Origin of the sequence: Bacteroides sp. L10-4, assembly GCF_013373675.1 — a bacterium.
Lineage (GTDB): Bacteria > Bacteroidota > Bacteroidia > Bacteroidales > Bacteroidaceae > Bacteroides > Bacteroides muris.
In genome coordinates this window covers 24478-50344 of record NZ_JABXJH010000001.1, presented here as the reverse complement: position 1 = coordinate 50344, position 25867 = coordinate 24478, and the positions used below count along the sequence as shown (strand labels likewise).

The 25867-nt window shown below is 45.9% G+C and carries 23 protein-coding genes; 10 read left to right on the top strand and 13 right to left on the bottom strand.

The annotated features are described in order from the left end of the window. Positions 1–297: 297 nt before the first annotated feature. Positions 298–1845, top strand: coding sequence for a sensor histidine kinase KdpD (locus tag HU824_RS00285; protein WP_136009022.1), 1548 nt, complete (start codon positions 298–300; stop codon positions 1843–1845). A gap of 1 nt (position 1846) precedes the next feature. Beyond that, positions 1847–2548 carry a response regulator transcription factor gene (locus HU824_RS00280; RefSeq protein WP_005830176.1) on the top strand — a complete coding sequence of 234 codons (702 nt, stop codon included), beginning with the start codon at positions 1847–1849 and terminating at the stop codon, positions 2546–2548. A gap of 91 nt (positions 2549–2639) precedes the next feature. On the opposite strand, the gene HU824_RS00275 is transcribed toward HU824_RS00280, so the two are convergent. Together HU824_RS00275 and HU824_RS00270 are read right to left on the bottom strand one after the other, a co-directional pair. After that, on the bottom strand, positions 2640–2816 hold the full coding sequence (locus HU824_RS00275) for a hypothetical protein (RefSeq protein ID WP_168354259.1): 177 nt from the start codon (positions 2814–2816) through the stop codon (positions 2640–2642). A 191-nt stretch (positions 2817–3007) separates the two neighbouring features. Continuing rightward, on the bottom strand, positions 3008–3454 hold the full coding sequence (locus tag HU824_RS00270; protein ID WP_005830183.1) for a MarR family winged helix-turn-helix transcriptional regulator: 447 nt from the start codon (positions 3452–3454) through the stop codon (positions 3008–3010). Between the two features lie 159 nt (positions 3455–3613). On the opposite strand from HU824_RS00270, the gene rpsF reads away from it, so the two are divergent. Genes rpsF through rplI form a run of 3 tightly spaced genes read left to right on the top strand, consistent with a single transcriptional unit; the run spans position 3614 to position 4695 of the window. Next, on the top strand, positions 3614–3958 hold the full coding sequence (gene rpsF / locus HU824_RS00265; RefSeq protein WP_005657357.1) for a 30S ribosomal protein S6: 345 nt from the start codon (positions 3614–3616) through the stop codon (positions 3956–3958). 2 nt (positions 3959–3960) lie between these two features. Next, entirely contained in the window at positions 3961–4233 is a 273-nt protein-coding gene (rpsR, locus tag HU824_RS00260) for a 30S ribosomal protein S18 (RefSeq protein ID WP_004288442.1), read from the top strand. A gap of 15 nt (positions 4234–4248) precedes the next feature. Then, positions 4249–4695: a 50S ribosomal protein L9 gene (rplI, locus tag HU824_RS00255; RefSeq protein WP_136009021.1), complete on the top strand. Its 447-nt coding sequence runs from the start codon at positions 4249–4251 to the stop codon at positions 4693–4695. A gap of 268 nt (positions 4696–4963) precedes the next feature. Here the strand turns inward: rplI and HU824_RS00250 are convergent, their stop codons facing one another. Both HU824_RS00250 and HU824_RS00245 read right to left on the bottom strand, forming a co-directional pair. Beyond that, on the bottom strand, positions 4964–5176 hold the full coding sequence (locus HU824_RS00250) for a hypothetical protein (RefSeq protein ID WP_136009020.1): 213 nt from the start codon (positions 5174–5176) through the stop codon (positions 4964–4966). Positions 5177–5333: 157 nt separating this feature from the next. Then, a complete protein-coding gene (locus HU824_RS00245; protein WP_176467703.1) occupies positions 5334–7007 on the bottom strand; it encodes a long-chain fatty acid--CoA ligase in 1674 nt (557 codons plus the stop codon). 85 nt (positions 7008–7092) lie between these two features. Between HU824_RS00245 and mtaB the strand changes: the two genes are divergently transcribed. From mtaB to HU824_RS00225, 4 genes are all read left to right on the top strand, one after another. After that, positions 7093–8409 carry a tRNA (N(6)-L-threonylcarbamoyladenosine(37)-C(2))-methylthiotransferase MtaB gene (gene mtaB / locus HU824_RS00240; protein ID WP_136009018.1) on the top strand — a complete coding sequence of 439 codons (1317 nt, stop codon included), beginning with the start codon at positions 7093–7095 and terminating at the stop codon, positions 8407–8409. Positions 8410–8460: 51 nt separating this feature from the next. Then, positions 8461–9360 carry a lysophospholipid acyltransferase family protein gene (locus HU824_RS00235; protein WP_176467702.1) on the top strand — a complete coding sequence of 300 codons (900 nt, stop codon included), beginning with the start codon at positions 8461–8463 and terminating at the stop codon, positions 9358–9360. Continuing rightward, complete coding sequence (locus HU824_RS00230; protein WP_176467701.1) at positions 9353–10369, top strand: glycosyltransferase family 2 protein; 1017 nt, start codon at positions 9353–9355, stop codon at positions 10367–10369. The genes HU824_RS00235 and HU824_RS00230 overlap by 8 nt, the downstream gene beginning before the upstream one ends. 211 nt (positions 10370–10580) lie before the next feature. After that, entirely contained in the window at positions 10581–11099 is a 519-nt protein-coding gene (locus tag HU824_RS00225) for a methylglyoxal synthase (protein ID WP_136009015.1), read from the top strand. Between the two features lie 193 nt (positions 11100–11292). Here HU824_RS00225 and HU824_RS00220 read toward each other — a convergent pair whose 3' ends face one another. From HU824_RS00220 to HU824_RS00195, 6 genes are all read right to left on the bottom strand, one after another. Further along, positions 11293–11988 carry a porin family protein gene (locus HU824_RS00220; protein WP_176467700.1) on the bottom strand — a complete coding sequence of 232 codons (696 nt, stop codon included), beginning with the start codon at positions 11986–11988 and terminating at the stop codon, positions 11293–11295. Positions 11989–12043: 55 nt separating this feature from the next. Continuing rightward, positions 12044–12670 (bottom strand): hypothetical protein, encoded by a 627-nt coding sequence (locus tag HU824_RS00215; RefSeq protein ID WP_176467699.1) that lies wholly within the window; start codon positions 12668–12670, stop codon positions 12044–12046. Positions 12671–12806: 136 nt separating this feature from the next. Continuing rightward, complete coding sequence (locus tag HU824_RS00210) at positions 12807–14516, bottom strand: lipopolysaccharide assembly protein LapB (protein ID WP_176467698.1); 1710 nt, start codon at positions 14514–14516, stop codon at positions 12807–12809. 285 nt (positions 14517–14801) lie between these two features. After that, the gene (folB, locus tag HU824_RS00205) at positions 14802–15167 is read right to left on the bottom strand and encodes a dihydroneopterin aldolase (protein WP_176467697.1); all 366 of its coding nucleotides are present in this window, start codon (positions 15165–15167) and stop codon (positions 14802–14804) included. A 213-nt stretch (positions 15168–15380) separates the two neighbouring features. Further along, positions 15381–18074 (bottom strand): 4-alpha-glucanotransferase, encoded by a 2694-nt coding sequence (locus tag HU824_RS00200; protein ID WP_176467696.1) that lies wholly within the window; start codon positions 18072–18074, stop codon positions 15381–15383. 131 nt (positions 18075–18205) lie between these two features. Further along, positions 18206–20743, bottom strand: a complete 2538-nt coding sequence (locus HU824_RS00195) for an adenosylcobalamin-dependent ribonucleoside-diphosphate reductase (RefSeq protein WP_176467695.1) — start codon at positions 20741–20743, stop codon at positions 18206–18208. A gap of 417 nt (positions 20744–21160) precedes the next feature. Here HU824_RS00195 and HU824_RS00190 point away from each other — a divergent pair, with 417 nt between their 5' ends. Then, a complete protein-coding gene (locus HU824_RS00190) occupies positions 21161–21895 on the top strand; it encodes an NADPH-dependent oxidoreductase (protein WP_176467694.1) in 735 nt (244 codons plus the stop codon). 41 nt (positions 21896–21936) lie between these two features. Here HU824_RS00190 and dnaA read toward each other — a convergent pair whose 3' ends face one another. The 3 genes from dnaA to HU824_RS00175 all read right to left on the bottom strand — a co-directional run bounded on the left by dnaA (position 21937) and on the right by HU824_RS00175 (position 25817). After that, positions 21937–23325, bottom strand: a complete 1389-nt coding sequence (dnaA, locus tag HU824_RS00185) for a chromosomal replication initiator protein DnaA (protein ID WP_136009003.1) — start codon at positions 23323–23325, stop codon at positions 21937–21939. Positions 23326–23674: 349 nt separating this feature from the next. Next, positions 23675–24568 (bottom strand): MlaD family protein, encoded by an 894-nt coding sequence (locus tag HU824_RS00180; protein ID WP_176467693.1) that lies wholly within the window; start codon positions 24566–24568, stop codon positions 23675–23677. 13 nt (positions 24569–24581) lie between these two features. After that, a complete protein-coding gene (locus tag HU824_RS00175; protein ID WP_176467692.1) occupies positions 24582–25817 on the bottom strand; it encodes an N-acetylmuramoyl-L-alanine amidase in 1236 nt (411 codons plus the stop codon). Positions 25818–25867 lie beyond the last annotated feature (50 nt).

Here is a 25867-nt window from a genome sequence, read left to right as displayed (position 1 = left end):
TTGGTGGTTGGTAGTTTTGTTGTTGTAACTACCGGCTGCTAATATAACATTTGTTAAAGCCGTTATTACTTCATGGCAAGTAATGACGGCTTTTTTCATTAATGTAGATTAAGAACATGTGGAATTGTGAATTGAATGATTAATTTTTTATTAAATTTGCAAACCAAAGAGTTGTGTTTTTGTTATAATGTTCATAATACCACCTAAAAAATGGTCTTCGGTTAATTTACGAGAACATCCGGTTAAATCAGGTTAATTGGTTAGGAATGTTAATTAGGGAGTGTTAATTTTGTGACTATGAAAAAGTCAACTATATGGATATTAGGTATCGTTATGGGGCTTTCCTTTCTCAGTTTGCTGTATCTGCAGATAGGCTATATTGAGGAAATGGTAAAGATGCGTAACGGACAATTTGAAGAATCGGTGAAGCGCGCGTTGATGGCTGCTTCGAAACAGGCAGAGTCTGCAGAGGTTGTGCGTTGGCTGAATGAGGATATTACCGAAGCGGAAAAGAAGGCGTGGGAACAGTCGCAAGGCAGTAGCGGGGTGATGCGGACCCAGCGGTTTGTGATGACGGCTCCGGACGGCAGTGTCCGTTCTTCGGTGGAATTGAAGACTTTCAGCAACGAGCCTTCTGCATTGCCAAGAGCGATGATTTCACGCAAGCATGGGGCAAGAACCATTCCTCAGACTTCACGCTCGCAGATAGAGATGCTTAAAAACCGCTATCTTTATCAGCGTGCGTTGGTGGACGAGGTAGTGTTGCAGATGGTATACAATGCCAGCGACAAGCCGATTGAGGAACGTGTTAATTTCAAAAGTTTGGACCAGTATCTTAAAGCAGGTTTGATAGAGAATGGTCTTGGTGATATGGATTATCACTTCAAGGTGATAGACCGGGAGGGCAGAGAAGTATACCGTTGTTCGGATTATAGCGATGTTGGGAGTGAAAGCTCTTATTCGCAGCCATTGTTTTTGAATGATCCGCCTGCCCGTATGAGTATCGTCAAGATACACTTTCCCGGAAAGAAGGATTATATCTTCGATTCGGTCAGGTTTATGATACCGTCGATGATATTTACTTTTGTACTGTTGGTGACGTTCATCTTTACGATTTACATCGTGTTCCGCCAGAAGAAGCTGACGGAGATGAAGAATGATTTCATCAACAATATGACGCACGAGTTCAAGACGCCGATATCGACTATTTCTCTGGCAGCGCAGATGTTGAAAGACCCGGCTGTGGGTAAATCTCCGACTATGTTCCAGCATATATCGGGTGTCATCAACGATGAAACGAAGCGTTTGAGATTTCAGGTTGAGAAAGTGCTTCAGATGTCAATGTTCGATCGGCAGAAGGCCACTTTGAAGATGAAAGAACTGGATGCAAACGAATTGATAACAGGTGTCATCAATACCTTTACGCTGAAAGTGGAGCGTTATAATGGAAAGATTGAGTCGGAGCTTAAAGCTACGAATCCCGTAATCTTTGCCGATGAGATGCATATCACCAATGTGATTTTCAACCTCATGGATAATGCAGTGAAGTATAAACGCCCGGATACGGATTTGCAATTGACGGTAAAGACTTGGAATGAGTCGGGCAAACTGATGATTTCGATTCAGGATAACGGTATCGGTATCAAGAAGGAGAATTTGAAAAAGATATTTGAGAAGTTCTATCGTGTGCATACAGGTAATCTGCACGATGTGAAGGGCTTCGGCTTAGGATTGGCTTATGTGAAGAAAATTATTATGGATCATAAGGGAATCATCCGGGCGGAAAGTGAACTGAACGTAGGAACTAAATTTATTATTGCATTACCTTTATTAAAAATTGATTGATATGGACGAGAAACTGCGTATTTTATTGTGCGAAGATGATGAAAATCTTGGCATGCTTTTAAGAGAATATTTACAGGCAAAAGGCTATGCTGCCGAGTTATATCCCGATGGAGAAGCAGGCTACAAGGCTTTCTTGAAGAATAAATATGACTTGTGTGTGTTTGATGTGATGATGCCGAAAAAAGACGGATTCACACTGGCACAGGAAGTGCGTGCGGCCAACGCTGAAATCCCCATTATCTTCTTGACGGCAAAGACGTTGAAGGAGGATATTCTGGAAGGCTTCAAGATTGGTGCCGATGACTACATTACAAAGCCTTTCAGTATGGAAGAGCTGACTTTCAGAATTGAAGCTATCTTGAGACGCGTTCGCGGAAAGAAGAACAAGGAAAGCAATATCTATAAAATTGGTAAGTTTACATTCGACACGCAGAAACAGATTCTGGCGACCGCCGAGAAGCAGACCAAACTGACCACCAAAGAATCCGAACTACTGGGTTTGCTTTGTGCGCATGCCAACGAAATCTTACAGCGTGACTTTGCGTTGAAGACTATCTGGATTGACGATAACTATTTCAATGCACGCAGTATGGATGTATATATTACGAAGTTGCGTAAGCACCTGAAAGAGGATGATTCGATTGAAATCATCAATATTCACGGAAAGGGATATAAACTGATTACTCCGGAAGCTGAGTCTTGACGAGACTCTGCTTCTCTAGGAGGAGAGAGACAATAAAAAAGGCGGTCTGCATTATATGCTAACCGCCTTCTTTATTTTTTTCCTTTTGATATCAGTCGGCTATTCTTTTGTTGATGACAATGTAGGAAATCAATCCCACTACAACCAAAACGGCAGAACTGCCTAAGATGGTGTTGTTGTTAACATTTCCGGTAAAAGAACATGCAACCAGGATTACAGCTCCTATTACGACTAATATCAATCCCAGATTTTTTAATAAGCCTTTCATGTGTGTGTATTTTAATTAGATTATTATATTCTTTCGTATTCTTGTCACAAAGAAAAGCATAATTCTTTAACAAGCGAAATTATTTTTGCAAAAAATCCATATTTTAATAAAGAATGAAGAATGAGGAATAAAAAATGAAGCATTCAAGTCCTATTTTCCCTTCCCTTAATCCCTAACCCTTAATTCTTAATTTAATCCTTGGTATTGAAAAAAATCTTCCTCAGTACCTCCTGGCTCACACTGAGCTCTTCGATGGTGATGCCTTTCAAGGCTTCTTTGAGGGTTTGGTTGGCAATGACGCGCGCACGTTCTTCCAGTTCTTTGCCATCTTTGGTCAGGTGTATCAGATTGGTGCGGCGGTCTTTTTTATCCGATATGCGTACAACAAGATGTTGTCGCTCCATGTTGTCGATGAGGCGCGTCATGCTGGGTTTGTCTTTGAAAGTTGCATTACACAACTCTTGTTGCGTCACCCCGTCCTTTTCCCATAAGAAGATGAGGACAGTCCACTGTTCCGGAGTAATCTCCAGACCGTTTTGACGGAAGTTGCGGGACAGTTTGCGATTAATGGCAGCCGACACCTTGCCGTTCAGTATGGCAAAGATAAGGCGGATATCAAAGTTGAATTGCTCTATCATGAAATTATTGTTTAAACAACTTTGCAAAGATAAGGCAAGCTAAAGACAATTCCTATATCCCTACACAAAAAAACATTAAATGTTTGTAGTTCAAAATAAAATGTCTACCTTTGCACCGCATTTTTAAAACGAATAATTTATTTATTTAATTAAACGAGTATGAATCAATACGAAACCGTTTTCATTTTGACTCCCGTTTTGTCTGATGTTCAGATGAAGGAAGCGGTAGAAAAATTCAAAGGCATCCTTACTGCTGAAGGTGCTGAGATTGTAAATGAAGAAAACTGGGGACTGAAGAAGCTGGCATATCCTATCCAGAAGAAGTCAACCGGTTTCTATCAGCTGATTGAGTTCAATGCAGAACCTACTGTTATTGAAAAATTGGAAATAAACTTCCGTCGTGACGAGCGCGTTATCCGTTTCTTGACTTTCAAACAAGATAAGTACGCTGCTGAATATGCTGCGAAGAGAAGAAGTGTTAAATCAACTAAAAAGGAGGATTAATCATGGCACAACAAGTTCAATCAGAAATCAGATATTTAACTCCACCCTCAGTAGACGTTAAGAAGAAAAAATACTGCCGTTTTAAGAAGAGCGGTATTAAGTACATTGACTACAAAGATCCTGAATTCTTGAAGAAATTCTTGAATGAGCAAGGAAAGATTCTTCCGCGTCGTATTACCGGTACTTCTTTGAAGTTCCAACGTCGTGTAGCTCAAGCTGTGAAGAGAGCGCGTCATTTGGCGTTGCTGCCCTATGTAACTGACATGATGAAATAATAGGAGGAGGAAAGTATGGAAATTATATTGAAAGAAGACATTGTAAACTTGGGTTATAAGAACGACATCGTAACAGTAAAGTCTGGTTACGGTCGTAACTACCTCATTCCGACTGGTAAAGCTGTCATTGCTTCTCCGTCTGCAAAGAAAATGTTGGCTGAAGAGTTGAAACAACGTGCTCACAAGCTGGAAAAAATCAAAAAGGATGCTGAAGAACTGGCTGCTAAGTTGGAAGGCGTATCATTGAAGATTGCTACTAAGGTTAGCTCTACTGGTACTATCTTCGGTTCTGTTGGTAACATCCAGATTGCTGAAGAGTTGGCTAAATTGGGTCACAGCATCGATCGTAAGATTATCGTTGTGAAGGATGCTGTGAAAGAAGTTGGCAATTACAAGGCTATCGTTAAGTTGCACAAGGAAGTTTCTGTAGAAGTTCCTTTTGAAGTGGTTGCAGAAGAATAAATAAGTATGCTATAATTAATGGAAAGCCCGGTTCCTTACAGGAATCGGGCTTTTTATTTTTATTCGTTTGAATTGGCTGCTATTTGTAGAATTTGCCAATGGCAGATACTGTTTTATCAATCTGCTAGATAAATAGGTTGTATGGGGAAATTGTGGTCGGAAATGAATAATTCTCAAGGTTAATCGAGGAGGGTATAGGGCATAAGAAAAGTCTGGTGTGCTTTTATGCACGTCAGACTTTCAATTCTCTCGAGTGTTGTAACTGACATTATTCAGCTACAACAGCTGCGCTATCTACTGCTGCAGTGTCAGCTGCTGCTGCGGCTGCTGCTGCTTCAGCTGCTGCTGCTTCTACAGCTGCGATTGAGTCAGCGATACGGATAGAATCTGCAGTTGCTTGTTCAGCATTAGCTGCTTTGTTACCACAAGATGCGAAAGATACTGCTACGATAGCTGCAGCCATCAAAACTAATTTTTTCATTTTCTTTACTTTTAAAACGTAATACAATCAGTTGCTTTATTAAAACGCTGCAAAGGTATGTACTTTTTGGATATGTTGTTCTCGAAACCCCAACTTTTTTTATATTTTTTTTGGAGGTTCGGCTGTTTTCATCCCTATCTACATGTTTTACAACATATTAATCTTCGGCAATGCTGTTGTATAAATATCTCTTGATACTTCTTTTAGGCGTTTTCTCAAATTCTGTCGGATAAAGTTGGATTTGGCTTACTTTTTCATAGGCTGCCACGCTATTATTCAGATTTTTGAGATTCTCGTCCATAATAGTTTTGAGGTTGTCCGGTTGGTTCAACCCTAAGGAATCCAAGGCTTCATAGTCGGCATAGACCAGTGCTACCAGTCTTTTATTCCGTTCGATAACAAGACTTTCCAGGACGAAAGGCATGTTGTTGAGCCGTGCTTCTATTTCTTCGGGAAAGATATTCTGTCCGCTGGAACTGAGAATCATGGTCTTGCTGCGTCCGCGGATATAAAGATTGTTGTTTGCGTCCAGTGTGCCCAGGTCGCCGGTGCGAAGCCATCCGTCTTCGGTGAAGACTTCTTTGGTGGCTTCGGGGTTCTTATAGTAACCGGTCATTACGTTCTCGCCGCGTACTTGTATTTCACCGAGTTTGTCGTCCGGGTTTTCCTTGTAGATACGGGCTTCCATGATGTCGAGTACCCGTCCGGAAGAAGTCGGGACGAATTCATTCCAGGGAGCATAGCTGATGAGGGGAGCACATTCGGTCATGCCATAGCCAATGGTGAAGGGGAACTTGATGCGGTGGAAAAACTCTTCTACTTCCGGATTCATCGCCGCCCCTCCTATGATAACTTCCTTGAAACGTCCGCCCAGTGCATCAATTAGTTTCTTGCGGATTTGCCCGTATATCTGTCCGTCGAGCAAGGGAATGTTGAGTGCCCATTTCATGGCCTTTTTGTTGATGATGGGCTGTATTACGTTCTTGTATATCTTTTCAATGACAAGGGGTACAGTGATAATCAGGTTGGGTTTTACTTCCTCAAAAGCTTTCATCAGGATTTTTGGGGAAGGCACTTTTCCTAATAATGTGACGTGTGTGCCGACGGCAGTAGCAGTAAGGAAGTCGAAAGCGCAGCCGTAAGCATGTGCCAGAGGCAGGAAAGAGAGCACTTTATCCCCTTTTTTCAGTAGCTCGGTACGTATACCAAAGGTGACGTTGCCGGCCAGATTGTTTCCCGTCAGCATCACTCCCTTGCTGAATCCGGTAGTACCCGAGGTATAATTCAACAGCATGACCTTGTCGTTGGAAAGGTCTGCATAAGCGATGTCTTCCTTACGAAAACCGTTTGGGTAGGTTACTTTCATTTCGTCGTCCAGATGCTTGAGGAAACGCTGGATGGTTTCTCCGTCCCGCTGATACAGACAGCGGAAGTCGTTTAATGAGAATACGCCACGCAGGCCGGTGAGGCGTTCTTCTTCCAGATGTTCCCAAATGGTGTCGCTGGTAAAGAGGAACGTTGATTCGGAGTGGTTTACAATATGATGTACGTCATTGGGGTTGAAATCTTGCAGGATGGGGACTACGATGCCGCCGTATGTAATGGTAGCCATGTAGGCGATACACCAGCGTGCATTGTTCTTGCCGATGATGGATATCTTGTCACCGCGGCGCAGTTGGCAGTGTTTGAAGAGAAGGTGCAGTTTCGCAATTTCTTGTGCCACTTCGCCATAAGTATAACTCTCGTTTTCTCCATAGTTGGTATAGCAGGGGAGTTCCCAATTTTCGCGGAAACTATGCTCGTATAGTTTGATAAAGTTCTCTTGTATCATTGCACAAATTTTAGTTGAGTGTGCAAAAGTAGGGAAAATAGATTAATAATGTATATCTTTGCAGCATAAATGTGTTTATAAGCTCATGATAGATACCAATATATTTCAAGATAAGACGGCGGTTTACTATACGTTGGGGTGCAAACTGAACTTCTCGGAGACCTCTACTATCGGTAGAATTTTGCGGGAAGCGGGTGTGCGTACGGCGCGCAAGGGTGAGAAAGCGGATATTTGCGTAGTGAATACCTGCTCGGTGACAGAAGTGGCGGACAAGAAGTGCCGCCAGGTCATCCACAAGCTGGTGAAGCAACATCCGGGCGCATTTGTCGTGGTGACCGGTTGCTATGCCCAGTTGAAACCGGACACGGTGGCAAAGATAGAAGGTGTGGACGTGGTGCTGGGAGCTGAGCAGAAGAAAGACCTGCTCCAGTACTTGGGTAATCTGCAGAAGCACGAGACCGGCGAGGCCTATACTTCTGCTTTGAAGGATATACGTTCGTTTGCCCCGTCTTGTTCGCGTGGCGACCGTACCCGTTTCTTCCTGAAAGTGCAGGACGGTTGCGATTATTATTGTTCCTATTGCACCATTCCCTTTGCCCGTGGACGTAGCCGTAACGGCAGCATTGCTTCTATGGTGGAGCAGGCCAGCCGGGCAGCTGCCGAAGGTGGAAAGGAAATAGTATTGACCGGTGTCAATATAGGAGACTTCGGCAAATCCACCGGTGAGACTTTCTTCGACCTGGTGAAAGCGTTGGACGATGTGGAAGGCATTGAGCGTTACCGCATATCCTCTATCGAGCCGAATCTGCTGACGGATGAAATCATAGAATACGTGTCCCGTTCCCGGCGTTTCATGCCTCATTTCCATATACCGTTGCAGTCGGGCAGTGACGAGGTGCTGAAGCTGATGCGACGCCGTTACGATACCGCCTTGTTTGCCTCGAAGATAAAGAAGATAAAGGAAGTGATGCCCGACTCCTTTATAGGGGTGGACGTTATTGTGGGTACCCGTGGAGAGACGGAGGAGTATTTCGGGCAGGCTTATGAGTTTATCAAGAGCCTGGACGTGACGCAGCTTCATGTCTTCAGCTATTCGGAGCGTCCCGGCACGCAGGCCTTGAAGATAGACCACGTGGTGGCACCCGAAGAAAAGCACCGCAGGAGCCAGCAATTGCTGGAGCTTTCGGACGAAAAGATCCGTGCTTTCTATGCGCGCCATATCGGGCAGACTATGCCGGTGTTGCTGGAGCGTCCCAAACCCGGACTGCCGATGCACGGCTTTACTCCCAATTATATCCGTGTGGAAGTCCCCCATGATGCCGCATTGGATAACCGGCTCGTGTCTGTGCGCTTGGGCGATTTCAATGCCGGCGGCACTGCACTCTTGGGAACAATAGAATGAGGAATGCCTCCTTTGCAACTTATAACTTGTAACTTATAACTAACTGACGAAGTGAAATCAAAGATTGTCTATTGGCTGACTTATGCGGGCATGTGGCTTGTGGCACTTCTGCCTTTCCGGGCGCTTTATGCGTTGTCCGACGGGCTGTACTTCCTGATGCGCCACGTCGTGCATTATCGGAAGGAAGTCGTTCGCCGCAACCTTCGCAATTCCTTTCCGGAGAAGTCGGAAACCGAGTTGATGGAGATAGAGCGCAAGTTCTACCATTATATCTGCGACTATATGCTGGAAGAGGTGAAGATGCTGCGCATGTCTTTCGAGGAGCTTTGTCGCCGGATGGAGTATGATAATAAGGAAGAATACCTTGCCATGATAGAGAAGCATGGAGGCATTGTGCTGTTGATTCCCCATTACGCCAATTTTGAGTGGATTATAGGCATGGGGGCCATCATGCGTCCGGGCAACATCCCGGTGCAGGTGTACAAACCGCTAAGCAATAAGTATCTGGACGAGATGTTTAAGCATATCCGTGCCCGGTTCGGAGGATACAATGTGGCGAAACATTCCACGGCACGCGAAGTGATAAAGCTTCGCCGTGAAGGCAGGCGGATAGCCATCGGCCTGATTACGGACCAGTCGCCCAACCGCAACGAGGCTCATTACTGGACTACGTTCTTGAATCAGGACACCGTATTCATGGATGGTGCCGAGCGCATTGCCAAGCTGATGGACTTCCCCGTCTTTTATTGTGAATTGGAACGGACATCCAGGGGATATTGCAAAGTGCTCTTCGACCTGGTTACCGAAACTCCCAAGCAGACGGCAGATGGCGAGATAACCGAGTGCTTCGCCCGTCGTCTGGAGCAGACCATCCGGCGCGAACCGGCTTATTGGTTCTGGTCTCATAAACGCTGGAAAAATAAACGAAAAGAATCTGTGCAACATGGATAAGATTGCTGTTGTCATACTGAACTGGAACGGATGCGACATGCTCCGCTCTTTTCTTCCCTCTGTAGTCCGATTTTCGGAGGCGGACGATGCTGTGGTGTATGTGGCGGACAATGGTTCCACGGATGCTTCCGTGGCAATGCTCCGTCGCGAGTTTCCTTCTGTGCGCTTGATTCTGCTGGAAGAGAACCACGGTTTTGCCGACGGATACAACCTGGCATTGAAGCAGGTGGAGGCAGAGTATGTAGTGCTGCTCAACTCCGATGTGGAGGTTACCGAACACTGGCTTGTCCCATTGGCAGGGTATATGGATGCTCATCCGGAGACGGCCGCCTGCCAGCCGAAGATACGCAGTTGGCGTAACAAGGGGCAGTTTGAGTATGCCGGAGCTGCGGGAGGTTTCATCGACCGCTATGGCTATCCCTTCTGTCGTGGCCGCATCATGGGCGTGGTAGAAGAGGACAAGGGACAATACGACACGGTGATACCCATTTTCTGGGCTACGGGGGCGGCTCTGTTCATCCGTCTGGCAGATTACCGGGAAGCGGGTGGACTGGACGGACGTTTTTTTGCCCACATGGAGGAGATAGATTTATGTTGGCGGTTTCGTGCCCGCGGCAGGCAGTTGGCATGCGTACCGCAGAGCGTGGTGTTTCATGTGGGAGGGGCCACTTTGAAGAAGGAGAATCCGCGCAAGACTTTCCTCAATTTTCGTAATAACCTTGTAATGCTTTATAAGAATCTGCCGCAGGAGGACTTGGTTCCCGTGATGCGTGTGCGTGCGGTACTCGACTATGCGGCAGCTCTCAGTTTCATGCTGAAAGGCCAGTTTCCCAATGCTTTGGCTGTGCTTCGTGCTCGCCGTGCCTACAGTTCTCTCCGCGCCTCATTTACAGCGTCCCGCAAAGAGAATCTGGAAAAAACTACGTTTGCCGCCATACCGGAACGGACAAAAAGCAGTATCTTGGCGCAGTTTTATCTACATGGAAAGAAATTCTTTTCGCAATTATAAAAACTGTTGCCGTTTCTAATTGTTTATTAATCAAGTTTCGCAAGTTCAAGAACTAGCTTTCAGTGAACAAGTAAATAAGGCTACAAGGCTTTTCCTTGTAATCACTTTAAAAAGCAAGATGACTGTTTATCCCTCCTTGTAGCCTTGTCAACTTGTTCACTGAAAGTATGCCGAAGACATGCGAAACTTAAATAATTAAAGGTTTTGGCTTATGGAAAAATTAGTTAGAAAGATTGGATTAGTGGCACACGACGCCATGAAGAAAGACCTCATCGAGTGGGTACTGTGGAACTCGGAATTGCTGATGGGGCATAAATTCTATTGTACGGGTACGACGGGTACCCTTATTCTCGCAGCGCTCCGGGAGAAACATCCTGATGTGGAATGGGATTTCACTATCCTTAAATCCGGTCCTTTGGGTGGCGACCAGCAGATGGGTTCGCGCATTGTGGACGGAGAGATTGACTATCTTTTCTTCTTCACCGACCCGATGACCCTTCAGCCGCACGATACGGATGTGAAGGCGCTGACCCGCCTTGCCGGTGTGGAGAACATCGTGTTCTGCTGCAACCGCAGTACGGCAGACCATATCATTTCCAGCCCGTTGTTTGTCGACCCGACTTATGAACGTACCGTTCCCGATTATAGCAACTATACCAAACGGTTTGCGAATAAGCCGGTGGTGGCCGAAGCGGTGGAATCGGCAAAGAAGCGGAAACGGAAGAAATAGGCATTCATCGTGCTTCATATCCTTCACCTTTACAAAGAAGTGGCTGATTGACAGTGTTTTCTGGTGAAAGATGTTTGGACGAAAAACAGATAAGGTGAATGATGCTGAAGCTGATAAATTTAAACCGATTATAAAAGTTGCACATCCCTTGTGTCGGGTATGTGCAACTTTCTTATAGACTTTAGTTTTTGTGTCAGAATTGATAGCCTACGTTAAGCTGATAGCCGTAGTTGCGTAGGTTACACTGTTTCTGTACTTTCTTTATGGATTCGTAGTATTGGAGTGAAACGGTGTATCTGCCTGCTATCACTGCTTTCATGCCTCCCACCGCGCCATAATTCCAACGGCGGAAAGCGTCTATGGTAGCTTCATATTCATACGGAATGTCTGCTTCTGTCGGCACGATGTATGAATACCCGTCCATAGGTTTCCAATGATTGGTTTCTCCCATATAATAAGGGTTCTTTACGTCACACTTACCTGCATTGAAGTTGATGGAACCATAGATGCCCACGTAGGGTATCAGGCTGAGGCTTTTGCTGATACGAATGTTGTAGCCTATTTTTATAGGGATGTTCAAGTGGTTCATCTTTATTTCCGTATCAGGGAAGAAAGGTACGCTGGCATTGAACAGCTCCATGCTGCTTCGGGTCTGCATCCAGGTGAGTCCAGACATCAGCATCCAGTGGTGTTTGAACTTGTAGTCCACGGTTCCGCCCAATTGGAAACCGCCTCCCATACTTCCCACTTGTTCGGCTTTCGATTTATCGTTTTTGTAGTGCGACCAGTTTCCGCCGGCTTCAATGCCGAATTTTACTTGTTGGGCAGAGGCTGGAAGCAGGCAGAAGCAGGTGAACAAAACTGTAATAATGAGATACTTCTTTTTCATAAATAACTTTGTTTTTGTTTTATTCTTTTTTTTCTTTCTTCTTTTGGAGTGTCTTTTACCATAAATAATTCAATGTGAAATCTAAAGTGTAGGCTTTGTTCTTATCACATATAGGCATTTCTTCATTTGGGAACATTTTGTATTTTTTTACGACTTGCTTGTAGCGCTTTGTGCTTGTTTCTACAGTATAGTCTGTCCATACATATAATTTTCCAGTCAGCACTTTGCTGCCACCTACAATATATCCACTTTCATAATCTATTGTGCCTTCATTTTCAAAGAAATAGATATCTGGACACGTGATGTCCTGTTGAAGTAGAGGAGCATCTTTTGCATTTGGTTTCAGCCAATAATTATACTGAAATGGAGATGCATCAAAGTAGTAATAGGCATCTCTATGATTATCTCTCCTCCAGCCATACCACAGTTTCTTTTGGAATCCAATGTGAATATTCAACATTGTATTCTGTTTTAGAGTTACACTGTATGTCGTTTTTTGCTTGCCATGAATGTTTTTTCCACTTGCTTCATTAGTATAGTCTATGGGAGTACGGGTCGTTATACGTTCTCCACATGCTGATTCCTTATATCGGGGTATTTTTCTCTTTTTTGTTATTGCAGCTTCACTCACTGGTAAAATGAATAGTGCTGCTAAAAGTAACATTAATAACTTTGCTTTCATTCCTTTTAATTTTTATTGGTTTAACAGCGGCAAAGTTAGAGGATAATGATGGAATGGAGGCATAAAAAGAATCACACTATAAAAATGCAATATGCAGATTTATAGTGTGATACGGTTTTGATAAGTCACAATTGGATTATTTGCTTTCTTTCATGCGCTCTTTCATGCGGTATTTTCTTTGAGAGACTACATGTGCGTCGGTATTGCCGAAGCAAAGGGCGATGGTTTGATTGGAGAAGCCGACTTTCTCTAAACAGAGGCAGAGCAAGTCTTCGTCTGTCAGTAGAGGATATTGGTTTTTTGTATCAGATATATAGTCGGCATAAAGTTCCATGACAACTTCTTTGAGAACTTTCTGTTCGTGGTTTGTCAGCACGGTTAGTTCTTTTTTATTGGTTACTTTTTGTTTGGAGAGCTTTTCTACTTTTTGATAGATACTGCTTTGCTTGAACAGCCAAGTGCGTAGGCCTTCCTTTTCTGTTTTCAGTCTTTCGATGGCGGTTTCCCGTTCGGTTATTTCTTGTCTGTACTTTTCTGCTTCTTGCGAAAAGTCGGATTGTTCTTTCCGCAGCAGAGTGATGATGCGCTGGCTTTCGTTGATGGAATACCTCAGGTTGTTGTATTTCTCTTGGGCTTGCGCTAATTTTTGTTCGTTGATGGCTCGTTGCCTGTCTCGTTTATTGATGCGATATTGGAAAAACACAATAAGGACAAGGCAGAGAATAAGGAAGATTCCGATTACGTTTTTCAACAGATACTTGCTTCTCCTTTGTTCTTGGTCAACCTTTCGCTTGATGTCGTATTGATGAATTAGTTGTTGTATTTTGGTGGATTGTTCACTGAAGTAAGTGGAGTCTGCAATCTCTATGAATTGATACAGTAGTTCGACTGTTGCTTGATAGTCTTTTTGCTCTTCTTTTATATTAGCTAAATCAAATAGAATGCTTGCTTTTTGTTTTGATTTAAAATATATGCTATCCTCCAGACTCTTGTTCATATAATATACAGCAGAATCCAAGTTGTCTTTATAATAGAAAATGTTTCCTATATTGCTATAGTGTATATATCTTTTTGCATTTTTAGGAAGCCATTGCAGGGATATTTTAGCATAGTACAGCGCCGTGTCATATTTTTCTTTCCAACAGTATTCTCTACTCAGACTGCTTGCATACATTTCAATGATGGTGGAATCACCTGATATTTGGGCATAATCTAAAGCCTTTTTTCTATAAAAAAGCGCAGAGTCTTCTTTTTCAATTATAGAATAGTAGGAACCGAGTCCGCTCAATGCTATTGCCTTATCCTTATCCGTAAAGCAGTACTCGTACAATTCATTATATGCCTTTTTTGCTTTCTCATACAGCTGTGCATCATAATATTCGTTCCCCAATGAGCTGAGCAGATGCCTTTTTGTCTCTACATCTTCCGGAAACTTTTCAATGATTTCCAGTCCTTCCAGCAAGAATCCGATGGCCTGTTCGCTTTGTTCCATTTCTATTTCCAGCCTTCCTTTGTAGAGCAGTGCCACCGCCCGTTCGCGTTCGTCATCGTCATAATAGTCCAGTGCCACGTCCAGTAGTGAGTTGCAGGGCAGCAGTGGCTTTTCGCATTTGTCTATGGCTTGTGCCAACAGCAGGGCATATCGGGCGGACTCCCGACGTGTAAGTTCGATGGTTGCAGGCAGTGCCTCCAGCAGCCGCAGGGCGCTGTCTGGATTTGCTGTCAGCAATGAGTCGGCGTCGTTCCATAAAGCTTCTGCCCGTCCGTCCGTCCGGTGGCAAGCAGCCGATAGCAGGAACAGGGCGACGAGGGGGAACAATGCCAGGCGTTGTATAGCGTTTCTCATTGACTTCTTGTTGAGAGTGGGGGGCAAAGGTACGGAATATTTGTGTCAATGGCCGTAACTCATGGGCGGAAAGTTGCTGCACGCTTGCTGCAAAGTCACTGCAAGCCTTTTGCAGCGCCACTGCAAAGCTGTTGCAGCGTCACTGCAAAGCAGTTGCAGTACTGCTGCAAATATATGTGCAGCGTCACTGCAAACCGTTTGCAGCGCCACTGCAAAAAGGATGCAGTGTCTTTGCAGTGGGAAGTCTCTGTGTATCAATAATGAATGAAACGGTTCTGCAAAGTGTCATTCTCCGCGGCGTTGGCATATTTCCACTCCTGCCGTCTCTATGTCCGCGCCCATCGGCGGATTGCGCTTTGCCAGCTTGAGGGTTATTTCCTCTATCTGCGGGAAGTCGCGGAACAGTCGGTTCGTGATTCGCCCGCATACATGTTCCAACAGTTGGGAAGGAATGTCCATTTCTGCTTTCACGGCCTCGTGCACATCTGCATAGCTCACGGTGTCGGCTACGTCGTCCGTCTCTGCCGCACGCCGGATGTCGACTTGCAGGCGAAGGCTCACGGTAAACTCGTTGCCCACCAAAGTCTCTTGCCGGGCCACACCATGATGGGCAAAGAAGCGGAGGTTGTCGAGAAAAATATAACTGGTCATTGCTTGTAGATTGTTTGCTGCAAACTTACTGATATTTTGTGGGACAGGCAAATCAGAATCCGATTGTTGTAGCTTTTTGTGTGAATTGTATTCTGCAGGACACAAAAATGCGGAGGAATTGTTTCTTGGAGCATATAATGGAACATGAAGAAGCGGCGGAAAGTCATTATGCTTTCCGCCGCTTCTTCATGTTTTGAGTTACTCAAATCTTTGTTATCTTCCGGTACTTTCTATCATGCTTCTGATTTTCTCGTTCAGGCTTTCCGCCTTCATCAGTTGTTCCAGTGTCAGGTGCATGCGCCAGCGCCAGTAGTGCCGCGGGTTGGCAGGAATGTTGATGCGTTCTTCCTGCACGTTCGGGTTACGCCATTTGCCGTCCATGGACATCCAGTCTTGCAGGGAGAGGATGCAGAGGATGGAGTTGCTGCAGAGGTGGTTGCGAACCACTTCTTCGCAGAGTTCCGGCGTGGCCGTTGTCGGTGCGGTGCCATAGTGCCCAAGCATGGTGTTGTAGTAACGTTGTGTCTGCTGGAAGTCCTCTTCCCACCAGCCGCGCAGGGTAGACATGTCGTGCGTGGAGATGGTGCAGACTGAACGGTAGGGGTACCAGTCGGGGTGTCCGAATTCTTGTTGCGGGTCTTTCGGCATGCGTTGTATCTCCAGAGAAAGGATACGCAGGTCGTTCATCACCCATGCCACGCAGTCGGGAATCATGCCCAAGTCTTCACCGCATACCAGCATGCGCGTGGACTGCGTGAGTTGCGGCAGTTTCTTCATGGCTTGCCGGCCCCAAAAGTCGTTGTGGCGATGATAGTAGTACTGGTCATACAGCCGGTTGAAGGCGGCCTTCTCCCAGTCGTTCAGTGCGCGGTAGATGTAGTCGTGCTGCACGCCGATGCGCGGATGGTATTCGTGCGGATTGTTGCGGTCGGGCACGAACAGCACATCGCTGATAAGGGCGTAAAGCCCGTCGCGAATCCAGATGCTGTCATCGTCCGTCTTTCCGGCAAAGTAGGCTTCCACCTTGCGCTGGGTGTCGAACTCGGGACGCATGCGGTAAACCTCCCACGTGTCTGTCGGCTCTATGAAGGTCTGCTTCACATGGTCTGTATGCGGGCCGAAGATTTGTCCGAGGAAGTACTCATGGATATAGGGCTTCAGGAAGAAGTCTTCGCGGAATGCCAGCCCGTAGCTCTCTATCTCCTCGCGCGTCATGGGCAGGGCGGGGACGAATTGTCCCAACAGGCCGTGTACGGCGTGCATCGGTATCTCCCAGATGCGGAAGAAGCCGAGGATGTGGTCTATGCGGTAGGCATCGAAGTATTCCGACATTTTGCGGAAACGCTTCATCCACCAGGCATAGCCGTCTTTCTCCATGACATCCCAGTTGTAGGTGGGAAGGCCCCAGTTCTGCCCGTTCACGGAGAAGTCGTCGGGTGGTGCGCCGGCCTGGCCGTTCAGGTTGAAGTAGTGGGGTTCCTTCCAGGCTTCCACACTGTTGCGGCTGATGCCGATGGGAATGTCGCCTTTCAGCACTACGCCGTTGGCGCGCGCATGCTCGGTGGCGGCAAGCAGTTGCAGGTGCAGGTTGAACTGGATGTAATAATAGATGGCTATGTGCGGATAGTCGGCGGAGTCCGGCCGGCACAATGTCTCTATCTCTTTGGCATCGTAGGTGGCATACTTGGGCCACTCGCGGAAATTCGGGGTCTTGTAGGCGTCACGCAGGTAGCTGAAGACGGCATACGGCTGCAGCCATTCTTTGTTGGCTTCGTAGAAGTTGCGGAAAGCATCCGATGCCAGTACTTTTTCCCCTTCTTGCCTGAAGATGAGGTGGAAATATTCCCACTTTGCCTTGTTCACAGCCTCGTAGTCTACGGCAGGCAGCGCGTTTAGCTCTTTCCGGCGTTTGTCGAATTCGGCCATCGCCTTTTTGTCCTTCAGGCTGCCCAACTGCTTCAGGTCGGTGTACATGGGGTGGAAGGCATAGATGGAGATGCTGCTGTAAGGGTAGGAGTCTGTCCACGTATGCGTCATGGTGGTGTCGTTGATGGGCAGAATCTGTACCGCCTTCTGGTTGGTGGCGACCGCCCAGTCTATCATGCGCTTCAGGTCACCGAAATCGCCTACGCCGAAACTTTTCTCGGAGCGCAGGGAGAATACGGGAACGGCTACTCCGGCACCTTTCCATGCAGGAAGGTCGAAATATACATGACGGTCGCCGATGGCCAGCGTTTCGTTGGCGGCTATCTGCGGGTCGGCCATGTAGCGGTTGGGGTTGTTTTCCCAAGCCACGGCGCGGTGTTCTTTTTTATTGTAAAGGACGAACTTGTATTCCAGTGGGAAGCTGATTTTGCCGGCATCCACTTCCACTTGCCATTCGGGGAAGTCGGCGTCGCTCATGAGGGCGGCTTTGTTCGGGTTCCAGTTGCCCAGTGCTTTCTGGTTTCCGCAAAGTGCCAGACAATGGTCTTCGTCTATGCAGGGGGCATACGCCTTTATCAGCAAGCCCTTCTTGTAGCTTTTAGGGGCGGTATCGCGTTCGCGATGCGCCAGCAGTGATTCAGTGAAGGCGGATGTATAAAAATACTGCTGTTCGGGCAGATTCTTCCAGCAATCTTCTATGCGGTAGGCTTTCTTCGGATTGTCTGCCACATGCAGGATGCGCGGCAGGCTGTTCCATTCCGTCCGTATGGTTTTCCCGTCTCGATAGATGTGGTAACTGTACTCGACGATTTCATTGCCGGGAATCTGAATATCCACTTCTGCAGTCCAGTGGATGCCGTCTACGGTATGCAAGGGGGTGGCTTTATCGGGTCGGTTGTTGCCAAGTTCCGGGATGGAACCCAAGACTCTGACCTCTTCACCCCAGCTGGTGCGATACTCGATATTGAATAATAGTGTCATATTATATTAGATTTAGAAATAGCAATAGCTGCAATGATTATGCAAGTATAGAAATTATTCTTCACAATCATGCAGCTACCGTTATCTAACTCATTTAAATTACTATGCAAACGTTTGTGCTTGCCGTGGGGCTATCCGCAACGGGAAGTTCCGCACGTTGTGCAGATGAGGCAACCTTCCTGGTAGACTAGTGTCTCGTTGCCGCAGTTCGGGCATTTCTTGCCTTTGGCTTCCGTACCGTCCTGAACGTATTTCTTCAGGGCACGTTCCACACCGTTCTTCCAGGTGTTGATGTTTTCGCGGTCCAGTTGCAGTGAACCTACCAGCTTGATGACTTGCTCGATAGGCATGCGATAGCGCAATACACCGGAAATCAGTTTGGCATAGTTCCAATACTCCTTGTTGAACTTCTCGGACAGACCCTCGATGGTGACTTTGTATCCGCGCTTGTTCTCGAACTGGAAGTCGTAACGCTTGTTTCCGTGCTCATCCACATTCTTGATGATGTGGCCTGACACCACATTCTTCGGCAGGATGATGCCTTCATCATCGTCCAGCACACCGGTGAATATCTCGTAGGGATGACTGTCCAGCAAGCCGACGAATGCCACCCATTTCTCCTTGTTGTTCTGGAAGCGGACAACATCTGCATCCAATATTTTGGGTCGTGTTTCAACGATTGTAGGCGGTTTGCACGGAGGAAACTCGGACTTTTTGTTGCTCTTGGTAGAGATGAGCACACCAGAACGTGACCCGTCACGGTAGACAGTGCAGCCCTTGCATCCTGATTTCCATGCTTCTACATACAAGCGGTTCACGAGGTTTTCGTCCACGTCGTTCGGCAGGTTGATGGTTACGCTGATGGAGTGGTCTACCCATTTCTGGATACGTCCCTGCATCTTGACTTTCATCAGCCAGTCCACGTCGTTGGAGGTTGCTTTATAATAGGGTGATTTCTCTACCATGGCATCCACTTCTGCTTGTGTGTAGCGTTTGGTGGGATTGTACCCTTGTGCTTCCATCCAAGTCACGAACTTGGGGTGGAACACGATATATTCTTCAAAGGCATCTCCGGTTTCGTCGATGAAGTCCACATGAACGTTCGTATCGTTGGGATTCACTTTGCGGCGGCGCTTGTACACGGGCAGGAATACGGGCTCTATACCGGAGGTGGTTTGAGTCATCAGGCTGGTGGTGCCGGTCGGGGCGATGGTCAGACAAGCAATGTTGCGGCGTCCGTACTTCTTCATCTCCTCGTACATTTCCGGATCGGCTTCGCGCAGGCGGTTGATGAACGGGTTGTTCTTTTCGCGTTCTGTATCGTATACCTCGAATGCACCGCGTTCTTTGGCCATTTCTATGGACGAGCGATAGGCGTTGAGTGCCACCGTCTTGTGTACTTTCTCCGAGAACTCGGTTGCCTCTTCAGTACCATAACGCAGTCCCAGAGCGGCAAGCATGTCGCCTTCTGCTGTGATACCTACACCGGTACGGCGGCCTTGGGCGCTTTTCTTGTAAATCTTCTGCCACAAAACGCGTTCTGTGTGCTTCACGTCTTCGCTTTCAGGGTCGGCATCTATCTTGCTCATGATACGCTCTATCTTTTCCAGCTCAAGGTCGATGATGTCGTCCATGATGCGTTGTGCCAAAGTTACATGCTTCTTGAATAGCTCAAAGTCAAAGTAGGCGTCCGGCTTGAACGGATTAACCACGTATGAGTAAAGGTTGATGGCGAGCAGACGGCAGGAGTCGTACGGGCACAGTGGGATTTCGCCGCATGGATTGGTGGATACGGTACGGTATCCCAAATCTGCATAGCAGTCGGGCACGGATTCCTTTAATATGGTATCCCAGAACAACACACCGGGTTCTGCCGATTTCCACGCATTGTGCACAATCTTTTTCCATAATGCGGATGCGTCAATCTCTTTTTGGAATACCGGCTCTGTGGCGTCAATCGGATATTGCTGTGTATATGGTTTGCCCTCGATGGCGGCCTGCATGAAATCGTCGGTCAGTTTCACGGAAACGTTGGCTCCGGTCACCTTGCCCTCGGTCATTTTGGCATCGATGAAGGCTTCCGAGTCGGGGTGTTGGATAGATACGCTAAGCATCAGTGCGCCGCGGCGTCCATCCTGAGCTACTTCGCGTGTAGAGTTTGAATAGCGTTCCATGAAGGGAACCAAGCCGGTAGAGGTGAGTGCCGAATTCTTTACCGGTGAACCTTTCGGACGGATATGGGATAAGTCGTGTCCCACACCGCCACGGCGTTTCATCAGCTGTACTTGTTCTTCGTCTATCTTGAAGATGCCGCCATAAGAATCAGCTTCGCCGTCCACGCCGATGACAAAGCAGTTGGACAGAGAGGCTACCTGATAGTTGTTCCCGATTCCGGTCATAGGGCTTCCTTGCGGAACAATGTACTTGAAGTGGTCGAGCAAGCCGAAAAGTTCCTCTGAACTTAATGGATTGGGGTACTTGGCTTCAATGCGGGCTACCTCATTGGCTATTCGCCAATGCATGTCTTCCGGAGACTTTTCGTAAATATTTCCGAAAGAATCTTTGACCGCATATTTGTTTACCCAAACTCTGGCAGCCAATTCGTCGCCTTGGAAGTATTTTAAAGATTCTCCGTAGGCTTCGTCATAAGAATAATTTTTCTTTTCCACAATGTTGTATCTCTTAGGATTAGTAACAAAAAAGTAAAGTTGTAGAAGTTGTACTTTTTGTTAACAAATGTGAGTGCAAAGCTATGAATGTTTTTCAACTTGGCAAAATTAAAATGAATGTTTTTATTAACCGATGAACAGCTTTCTGTGACCAGGTGTTAATGTGCTGGTTTATAGATTTTTGTTTTTTTTGAATGGATAGATAAGTTTTCCAAAATGGAATTTATTAACAGCTTATTAATCTGAAAGGTTGTTGGTTTTGGCAAACATGAGATTAATTTTGTCTGCCATAAAGATGATAATTGTTCATTTCTTGTTGAAAAGATGGCTTTTCTTCAGGATATATGACAATAAAAAAAGTGTGAACTCTTGAGTGGATTGTTCATGGATTACATTATCTTTGCAAAAAAAGAAAGTATGGAAAGCTTGAAACAAAGGAGAACAATCCGAAAATATCAGCAGAAAGATATTTCTGTTGATTTGTTAAATGATTTGCTTGAAACCTCTTTCCGGGCTTCTACGGTCGGAAACATGCAGGTTTATAGCGTGATTGTGACGCGTGATGCAGAGCGTAAAGCCAAACTGGCGCCTGCACATTTCAATCAGCCGATGGTTCGGACGGCACCGGTATTGCTTACTTTCTGCATAGATTTGCGCCGTTTCAGCAAGTGGTGTAAGCTGCGTAAGGCTGAGCCGGGATACAACAACTTTGAGTGGTTTGTGACGGGGGCTATCGATACTTTGCTGGTGGCACAGACTTTTTGTGTGGCTGCCGAGAAGAAGGGACTGGGCATCTGTTATCTGGGAACTACCACTTACAACCCTCAGATGATTGTCGAAGCATTGGAATTGCCGGAATTGGTGTTTCCTATCACGACAGTCACAGTAGGATGGCCTGCCGAACAGCCGGAACAGGTGGATCGTTTGCCTCTGGAGGCTATTGTGCACGAGGAGTTTTATCACGATTATACCTCTCAGGATATTGACCGGTTGTATGCCTATAAGGAGTCGCTTTCCGAAAACAAGCAGTTTGTCTTGGAGAACAACAAGGAAACGCTGGCGCAGGTCTTTACAGATGTGCGTTATACAAAGAAAGACAATGAGGCAATGTCGGAGAATCTTTGGAAGGTAATGAAAGAGCAGGGCTTTTAGTGCCCTGCTCTTTTATTCTGTCAGGTAAATTGTATTTTCTTTTAGTTTTGCTTTTTCAGCGCAGACTGAATCTCGTCGATTTCCGCGCGGAATGATTTGTCTACCTCTTTCAGCTCCTTGATGGTTTTGCATGCATGCAATACGGTGGCATGGTCTTTATGCCCAATTAACGCACCGATTTTTGCAGTAGAGAAGTCTGTATAGTTTTTGGCTAAATACATGGCTATTTGCCGTGCTTGCACTACTTCCCGCTTTCTGGATTTTGTGTGGATGGTGGCGGTTTCCAATCCGAAATGCTTGCATACGGTGTTGATGATTTCATCGACAGTCACCGCCTTGCTTTCGCTGTTCACCACTTTGCGGACGATACGTTGCGTCAGTTCCAGGTCTATTTCTTTATTGTATATGGTGGAATGCGCCATAATGGAAATAACGATACCCTCCAGGTCACGTACGCTGTCTCCCACGTTCTCTGCAATATAGTCAATCACTTCTTGGGGGAACTGCAGCCCGTCACGGTGTATCTTGTTACGAAGAATGTTTTTGCGGAGCTCTACGGTAGGTTTTTCCAGCTCAGCCACCATTCCCCATTTGAAACGCGTAATCAGACGTTCTTCCATGCCTTGCAACAATACCGGTGCACGGTCGGAGGTAAGGATAAGCTGCTTGCCGTTTTGATGCAGATGGTTGAAGATATGGAAGAATGTATTCTGAGTCTTGGTTACGCCGGCAAATTCCTGAATATCGTCAATGATTAGAATATCAATGGTTTGGTAGAAGTTTATGAAGTCGTTAGTCGTGTTGTTACGTACGGAATCGGTGTATTGCACTTGGAATAGGTGCGCAGATACATACAACACTCTTTTTTCCGGGTATAGTTCCTTGATTTTGGTTCCGATGGCATTGGCAAGGTGGGTCTTGCCTACACCTGATGCTCCGTATAGGAACAGCGGATTGAAGATTGTCTTAGCCGGATTGAGAGCGACAGCTTCTGCAACACTGCGTGACAGCTTGTTGCTGTAACCTTCGATGAAGGTTTCGAAGTTGTATTCTGGGTTGAGGTGCGGGTCAAGTTCGGGGACGGGAATTTGCGGAATCCTTTTGTCCATCACTTGTTTCAGTGGAATGATGGTACGCTGTGTAGACTCCAAGTCGACGGTTTTCCGTGAGCTCTTGTCTACCATTACGTTGTACATCAATTTAGTTCCCTCGCCAATGACCTTATAGAGAGTCTTGCGCAACAAATCAACAAATTTGTCCTCCAAAAACTCATAAAAGAACTGGCTGGGCACTTGTACGACCAGCGTTTTGTCTTCATATTTTAAAGGTATGATGGGAAGAAACCATGTTTTGTATGTCTGCTCCGGAACATTGTCTCTGATGATTTCAAGACAGCGATTCCACAGCCCGACATGATTTATTTCACTCATAACGGCTAAATACATTTATTAATTAAGCATAACTTCTACGATTGCAAAATTGGCAATCTTATTCGAGAAAAACAAATTCTTTTTTTCTTGCGTTTTTAGGGAAAGTAATAAGGACTTTACTTTCAGCTACTTATCGGTTACTGTGGGTGTGTTCCTTATATAAGGTGTATTGCATTTTTCTAATGCTTTGTTATATAGTGTCTTATCTGGATTTGCATCTCTTGTTTCCCTTCTATGTCCGGAGTAGGAAAAAGCCCTTTTTCACTCCTTGTATAGAGCAAATGAGGGCTTTTCTTTTAATTCCTTTATTGGCTTATTATTTAGACAAAATCTATATAACATTTGTCTTTTACTTGTCTTTCTTGCCGAATAGGGAGAAATGGACATATCGTTTCGGATGCGATTTCAAGTCCTCCAATAAACTCGCCGCGTTGGCAGTTGTGGCATTCAGATTATTATATAGCGAAGGGTCGTTTAGCAAAAGTCCGACGGTATTGTCTTTCTGGTTCAACTTGTCTGTAACCATTTTTACATTGTTTAAAGTTGCGTCCACCTTTTGCATGGCGGCAGCATAATCTATCTCCTTTAAATTGTTGGAAATGAGTGCAAAGTTGTCTCCAATCGTATTGAGCTTGCCAGTCAGTTGTGGAATATCATCCTTCATTAGAGTTTGCAACTGGCGGCTTGTGGCGGCCATGCTTGCTGTTAAATCTTGCACATTATGCAGGGTTGTAGGGATGGCGGGGTCGGCCAGTATGACATTTAAGGATGCGAGGATGGAATCCAGCTTGGGCAGCATCTTTTCTACTTGCGGCATCATGGTGGCAACTTTTTCCATCATTCCGTTGTTCAGCACGCCGGGGATTGTGTCTCCAATCTGGTATTTCTCCCGTGGGTTATTGGCAAGCAGCAGGTTCATTTTCACACCGCCAAGCATTTCGGCTGCCAGTTCTGCCGTACTTCCTTTGGGAATACGCAGCTCGGGATTGACATCTATTTCGGCAACAACTTTGCCCGGTTGGGTATAATCGTAGTATAAATCGCGGACAATACCTACGCGGAAGCCGTCGGCAAAGACGGGGCTGGATTTTGTCAGTCCATTGACATTCTCGAACTTCACGTAGAAATAGCTGGAGGGCTTGAACATGTTTATGCCTTTCAGGTAGTTGATGCCGTATACCAATATGCAAAGTGCGGCTATACCTGCTATTCCTATTCTAACTTCTTTTGTAATATACTTCATGATGTATCTTTTGTTATTTATTCCTGTTCTTTTTAAATTCGTTGATGGCTGTGTTGATGTTTATCTTTTCTCCATTCTTGAATGCTATGATGAATGCGTCCTTGAATTTGTCCGTAATGCTACGTTTGCTGCGTAACACCTTGTTGTAATCGGGTGATGCACTGTACGTGTATTTGTAAATTCCGCCTTCTTTATAATAATCCACGTTTTTCAGCCCTTTCAGCCTTTTATCATTCTTGGCTAAAGGACGTGAAGATGTGAGTATCTGTATCTTAAACACAATACCACTCTGCTCTGTTTGGGAAATGGCTGCATTTTCTGACCTTTGCGGACGTTGAGCAGCTTGGCTGCTCTCTGCTTGAGTCGCATTTCTCTTTTCAGGTATAGCTGTGGTTGCGCTACCTTCTTTTTGAGCGGGCTCGGGTACATCTTCCGGAAGAATGGTGTTACTGCTTCCGTTCAACCGGATTTCCTGCTCGCGCTTATAGGTGAGGAAAGCGCGGAAGATACCGTTGGCAAGTGTGGTAGTGCCTGTTTCAGTATTAAGGTATCGCTCCTCTTCCGGTGTGGAGATGAATCCGAGCTCTACCAGTATGCTTGGCATGGCACTGGCTTTCAGCACCAGAAAACCTGCCTGGTGTACGCCCCGGTCCGTACGTTTGCAGGTTTGACGGAAATGCTTTTGTACGAGGGATGCGAGATGCACACTCTGTGACATGTATTTGTCCTGCATGAATTCGAAGATGATGTAAGACTCTGCCGAGTTGGGATTAAAGCCGGCATACCGTGTCTTGTAATCGCTTTCGTAAAGGATAACGGCATTCTCGCGTTTGGCTACTTCCAGGTTGGCATCCGATTTTGCCAGACCTAGTGTCCAGGTGGAGGCTCCTTTAGCTGTCCGGTTTTTGGCCAAGGCATTGGTATGTATGGAGATGAACAAGTCTGCTTTGGCATTATTGGCAATTTCGGCGCGTCGGTCCAGAGGAATGAATATGTCCCGGTCTCGCGTATAGATAACTTTTACGTCGGGACAGTTCTTCTTGATTTGTTTGCCAAGTTTGAGTGCGACATTCAGATTGATATTCTTCTCTTTGGAAATTTTTCCCACTGCACCCGGATCGTGTCCGCCGTGTCCGGGGTCTATAACGACAACGAAGTTTTTAGCTTCAGCGTTGCCACAGCAAAAGGGAGAGATAAGCATCCCTAAGCATATACTTATATATAATATATATCCTCTGTATAGTTTCATATAATTGTGCAAAGACAATGCTTTCTTTTTTGCTTGGCAAATGTAGTGGA

Coding starts and splice junctions, on each gene's coding strand:
- HU824_RS00245 (WP_176467703.1), bottom strand. CDS start 7,007: ATGATACAAGAGAACTTTATCAAACTATACGAGCATAGTTTCCGCGAA.
- HU824_RS00230 (WP_176467701.1), top strand. CDS start 9,353: ATGGATAAGATTGCTGTTGTCATACTGAACTGGAACGGATGCGACATG.
- HU824_RS00285 (WP_136009022.1), top strand. CDS start 298: ATGAAAAAGTCAACTATATGGATATTAGGTATCGTTATGGGGCTTTCC.
- dnaA (WP_136009003.1), bottom strand. CDS start 23,325: ATGAGTGAAATAAATCATGTCGGGCTGTGGAATCGCTGTCTTGAAATC.
- HU824_RS00275 (WP_168354259.1), bottom strand. CDS start 2,816: ATGAAAGGCTTATTAAAAAATCTGGGATTGATATTAGTCGTAATAGGA.
- mtaB (WP_136009018.1), top strand. CDS start 7,093: ATGATAGATACCAATATATTTCAAGATAAGACGGCGGTTTACTATACG.
- rpsR (WP_004288442.1), top strand. CDS start 3,961: ATGGCACAACAAGTTCAATCAGAAATCAGATATTTAACTCCACCCTCA.
- HU824_RS00250 (WP_136009020.1), bottom strand. CDS start 5,176: ATGAAAAAATTAGTTTTGATGGCTGCAGCTATCGTAGCAGTATCTTTC.
- HU824_RS00270 (WP_005830183.1), bottom strand. CDS start 3,454: ATGATAGAGCAATTCAACTTTGATATCCGCCTTATCTTTGCCATACTG.
- HU824_RS00220 (WP_176467700.1), bottom strand. CDS start 11,988: ATGAAAAAGAAGTATCTCATTATTACAGTTTTGTTCACCTGCTTCTGC.
- HU824_RS00215 (WP_176467699.1), bottom strand. CDS start 12,670: ATGAAAGCAAAGTTATTAATGTTACTTTTAGCAGCACTATTCATTTTA.
- HU824_RS00180 (WP_176467693.1), bottom strand. CDS start 24,568: ATGAAGTATATTACAAAAGAAGTTAGAATAGGAATAGCAGGTATAGCC.
- folB (WP_176467697.1), bottom strand. CDS start 15,167: ATGACCAGTTATATTTTTCTCGACAACCTCCGCTTCTTTGCCCATCAT.
- HU824_RS00280 (WP_005830176.1), top strand. CDS start 1,847: ATGGACGAGAAACTGCGTATTTTATTGTGCGAAGATGATGAAAATCTT.
- HU824_RS00200 (WP_176467696.1), bottom strand. CDS start 18,074: ATGACACTATTATTCAATATCGAGTATCGCACCAGCTGGGGTGAAGAG.
- HU824_RS00175 (WP_176467692.1), bottom strand. CDS start 25,817: ATGAAACTATACAGAGGATATATATTATATATAAGTATATGCTTAGGG.
- HU824_RS00225 (WP_136009015.1), top strand. CDS start 10,581: ATGGAAAAATTAGTTAGAAAGATTGGATTAGTGGCACACGACGCCATG.
- HU824_RS00210 (WP_176467698.1), bottom strand. CDS start 14,516: ATGAGAAACGCTATACAACGCCTGGCATTGTTCCCCCTCGTCGCCCTG.
- rplI (WP_136009021.1), top strand. CDS start 4,249: ATGGAAATTATATTGAAAGAAGACATTGTAAACTTGGGTTATAAGAAC.
- rpsF (WP_005657357.1), top strand. CDS start 3,614: ATGAATCAATACGAAACCGTTTTCATTTTGACTCCCGTTTTGTCTGAT.
- HU824_RS00190 (WP_176467694.1), top strand. CDS start 21,161: ATGGAAAGCTTGAAACAAAGGAGAACAATCCGAAAATATCAGCAGAAA.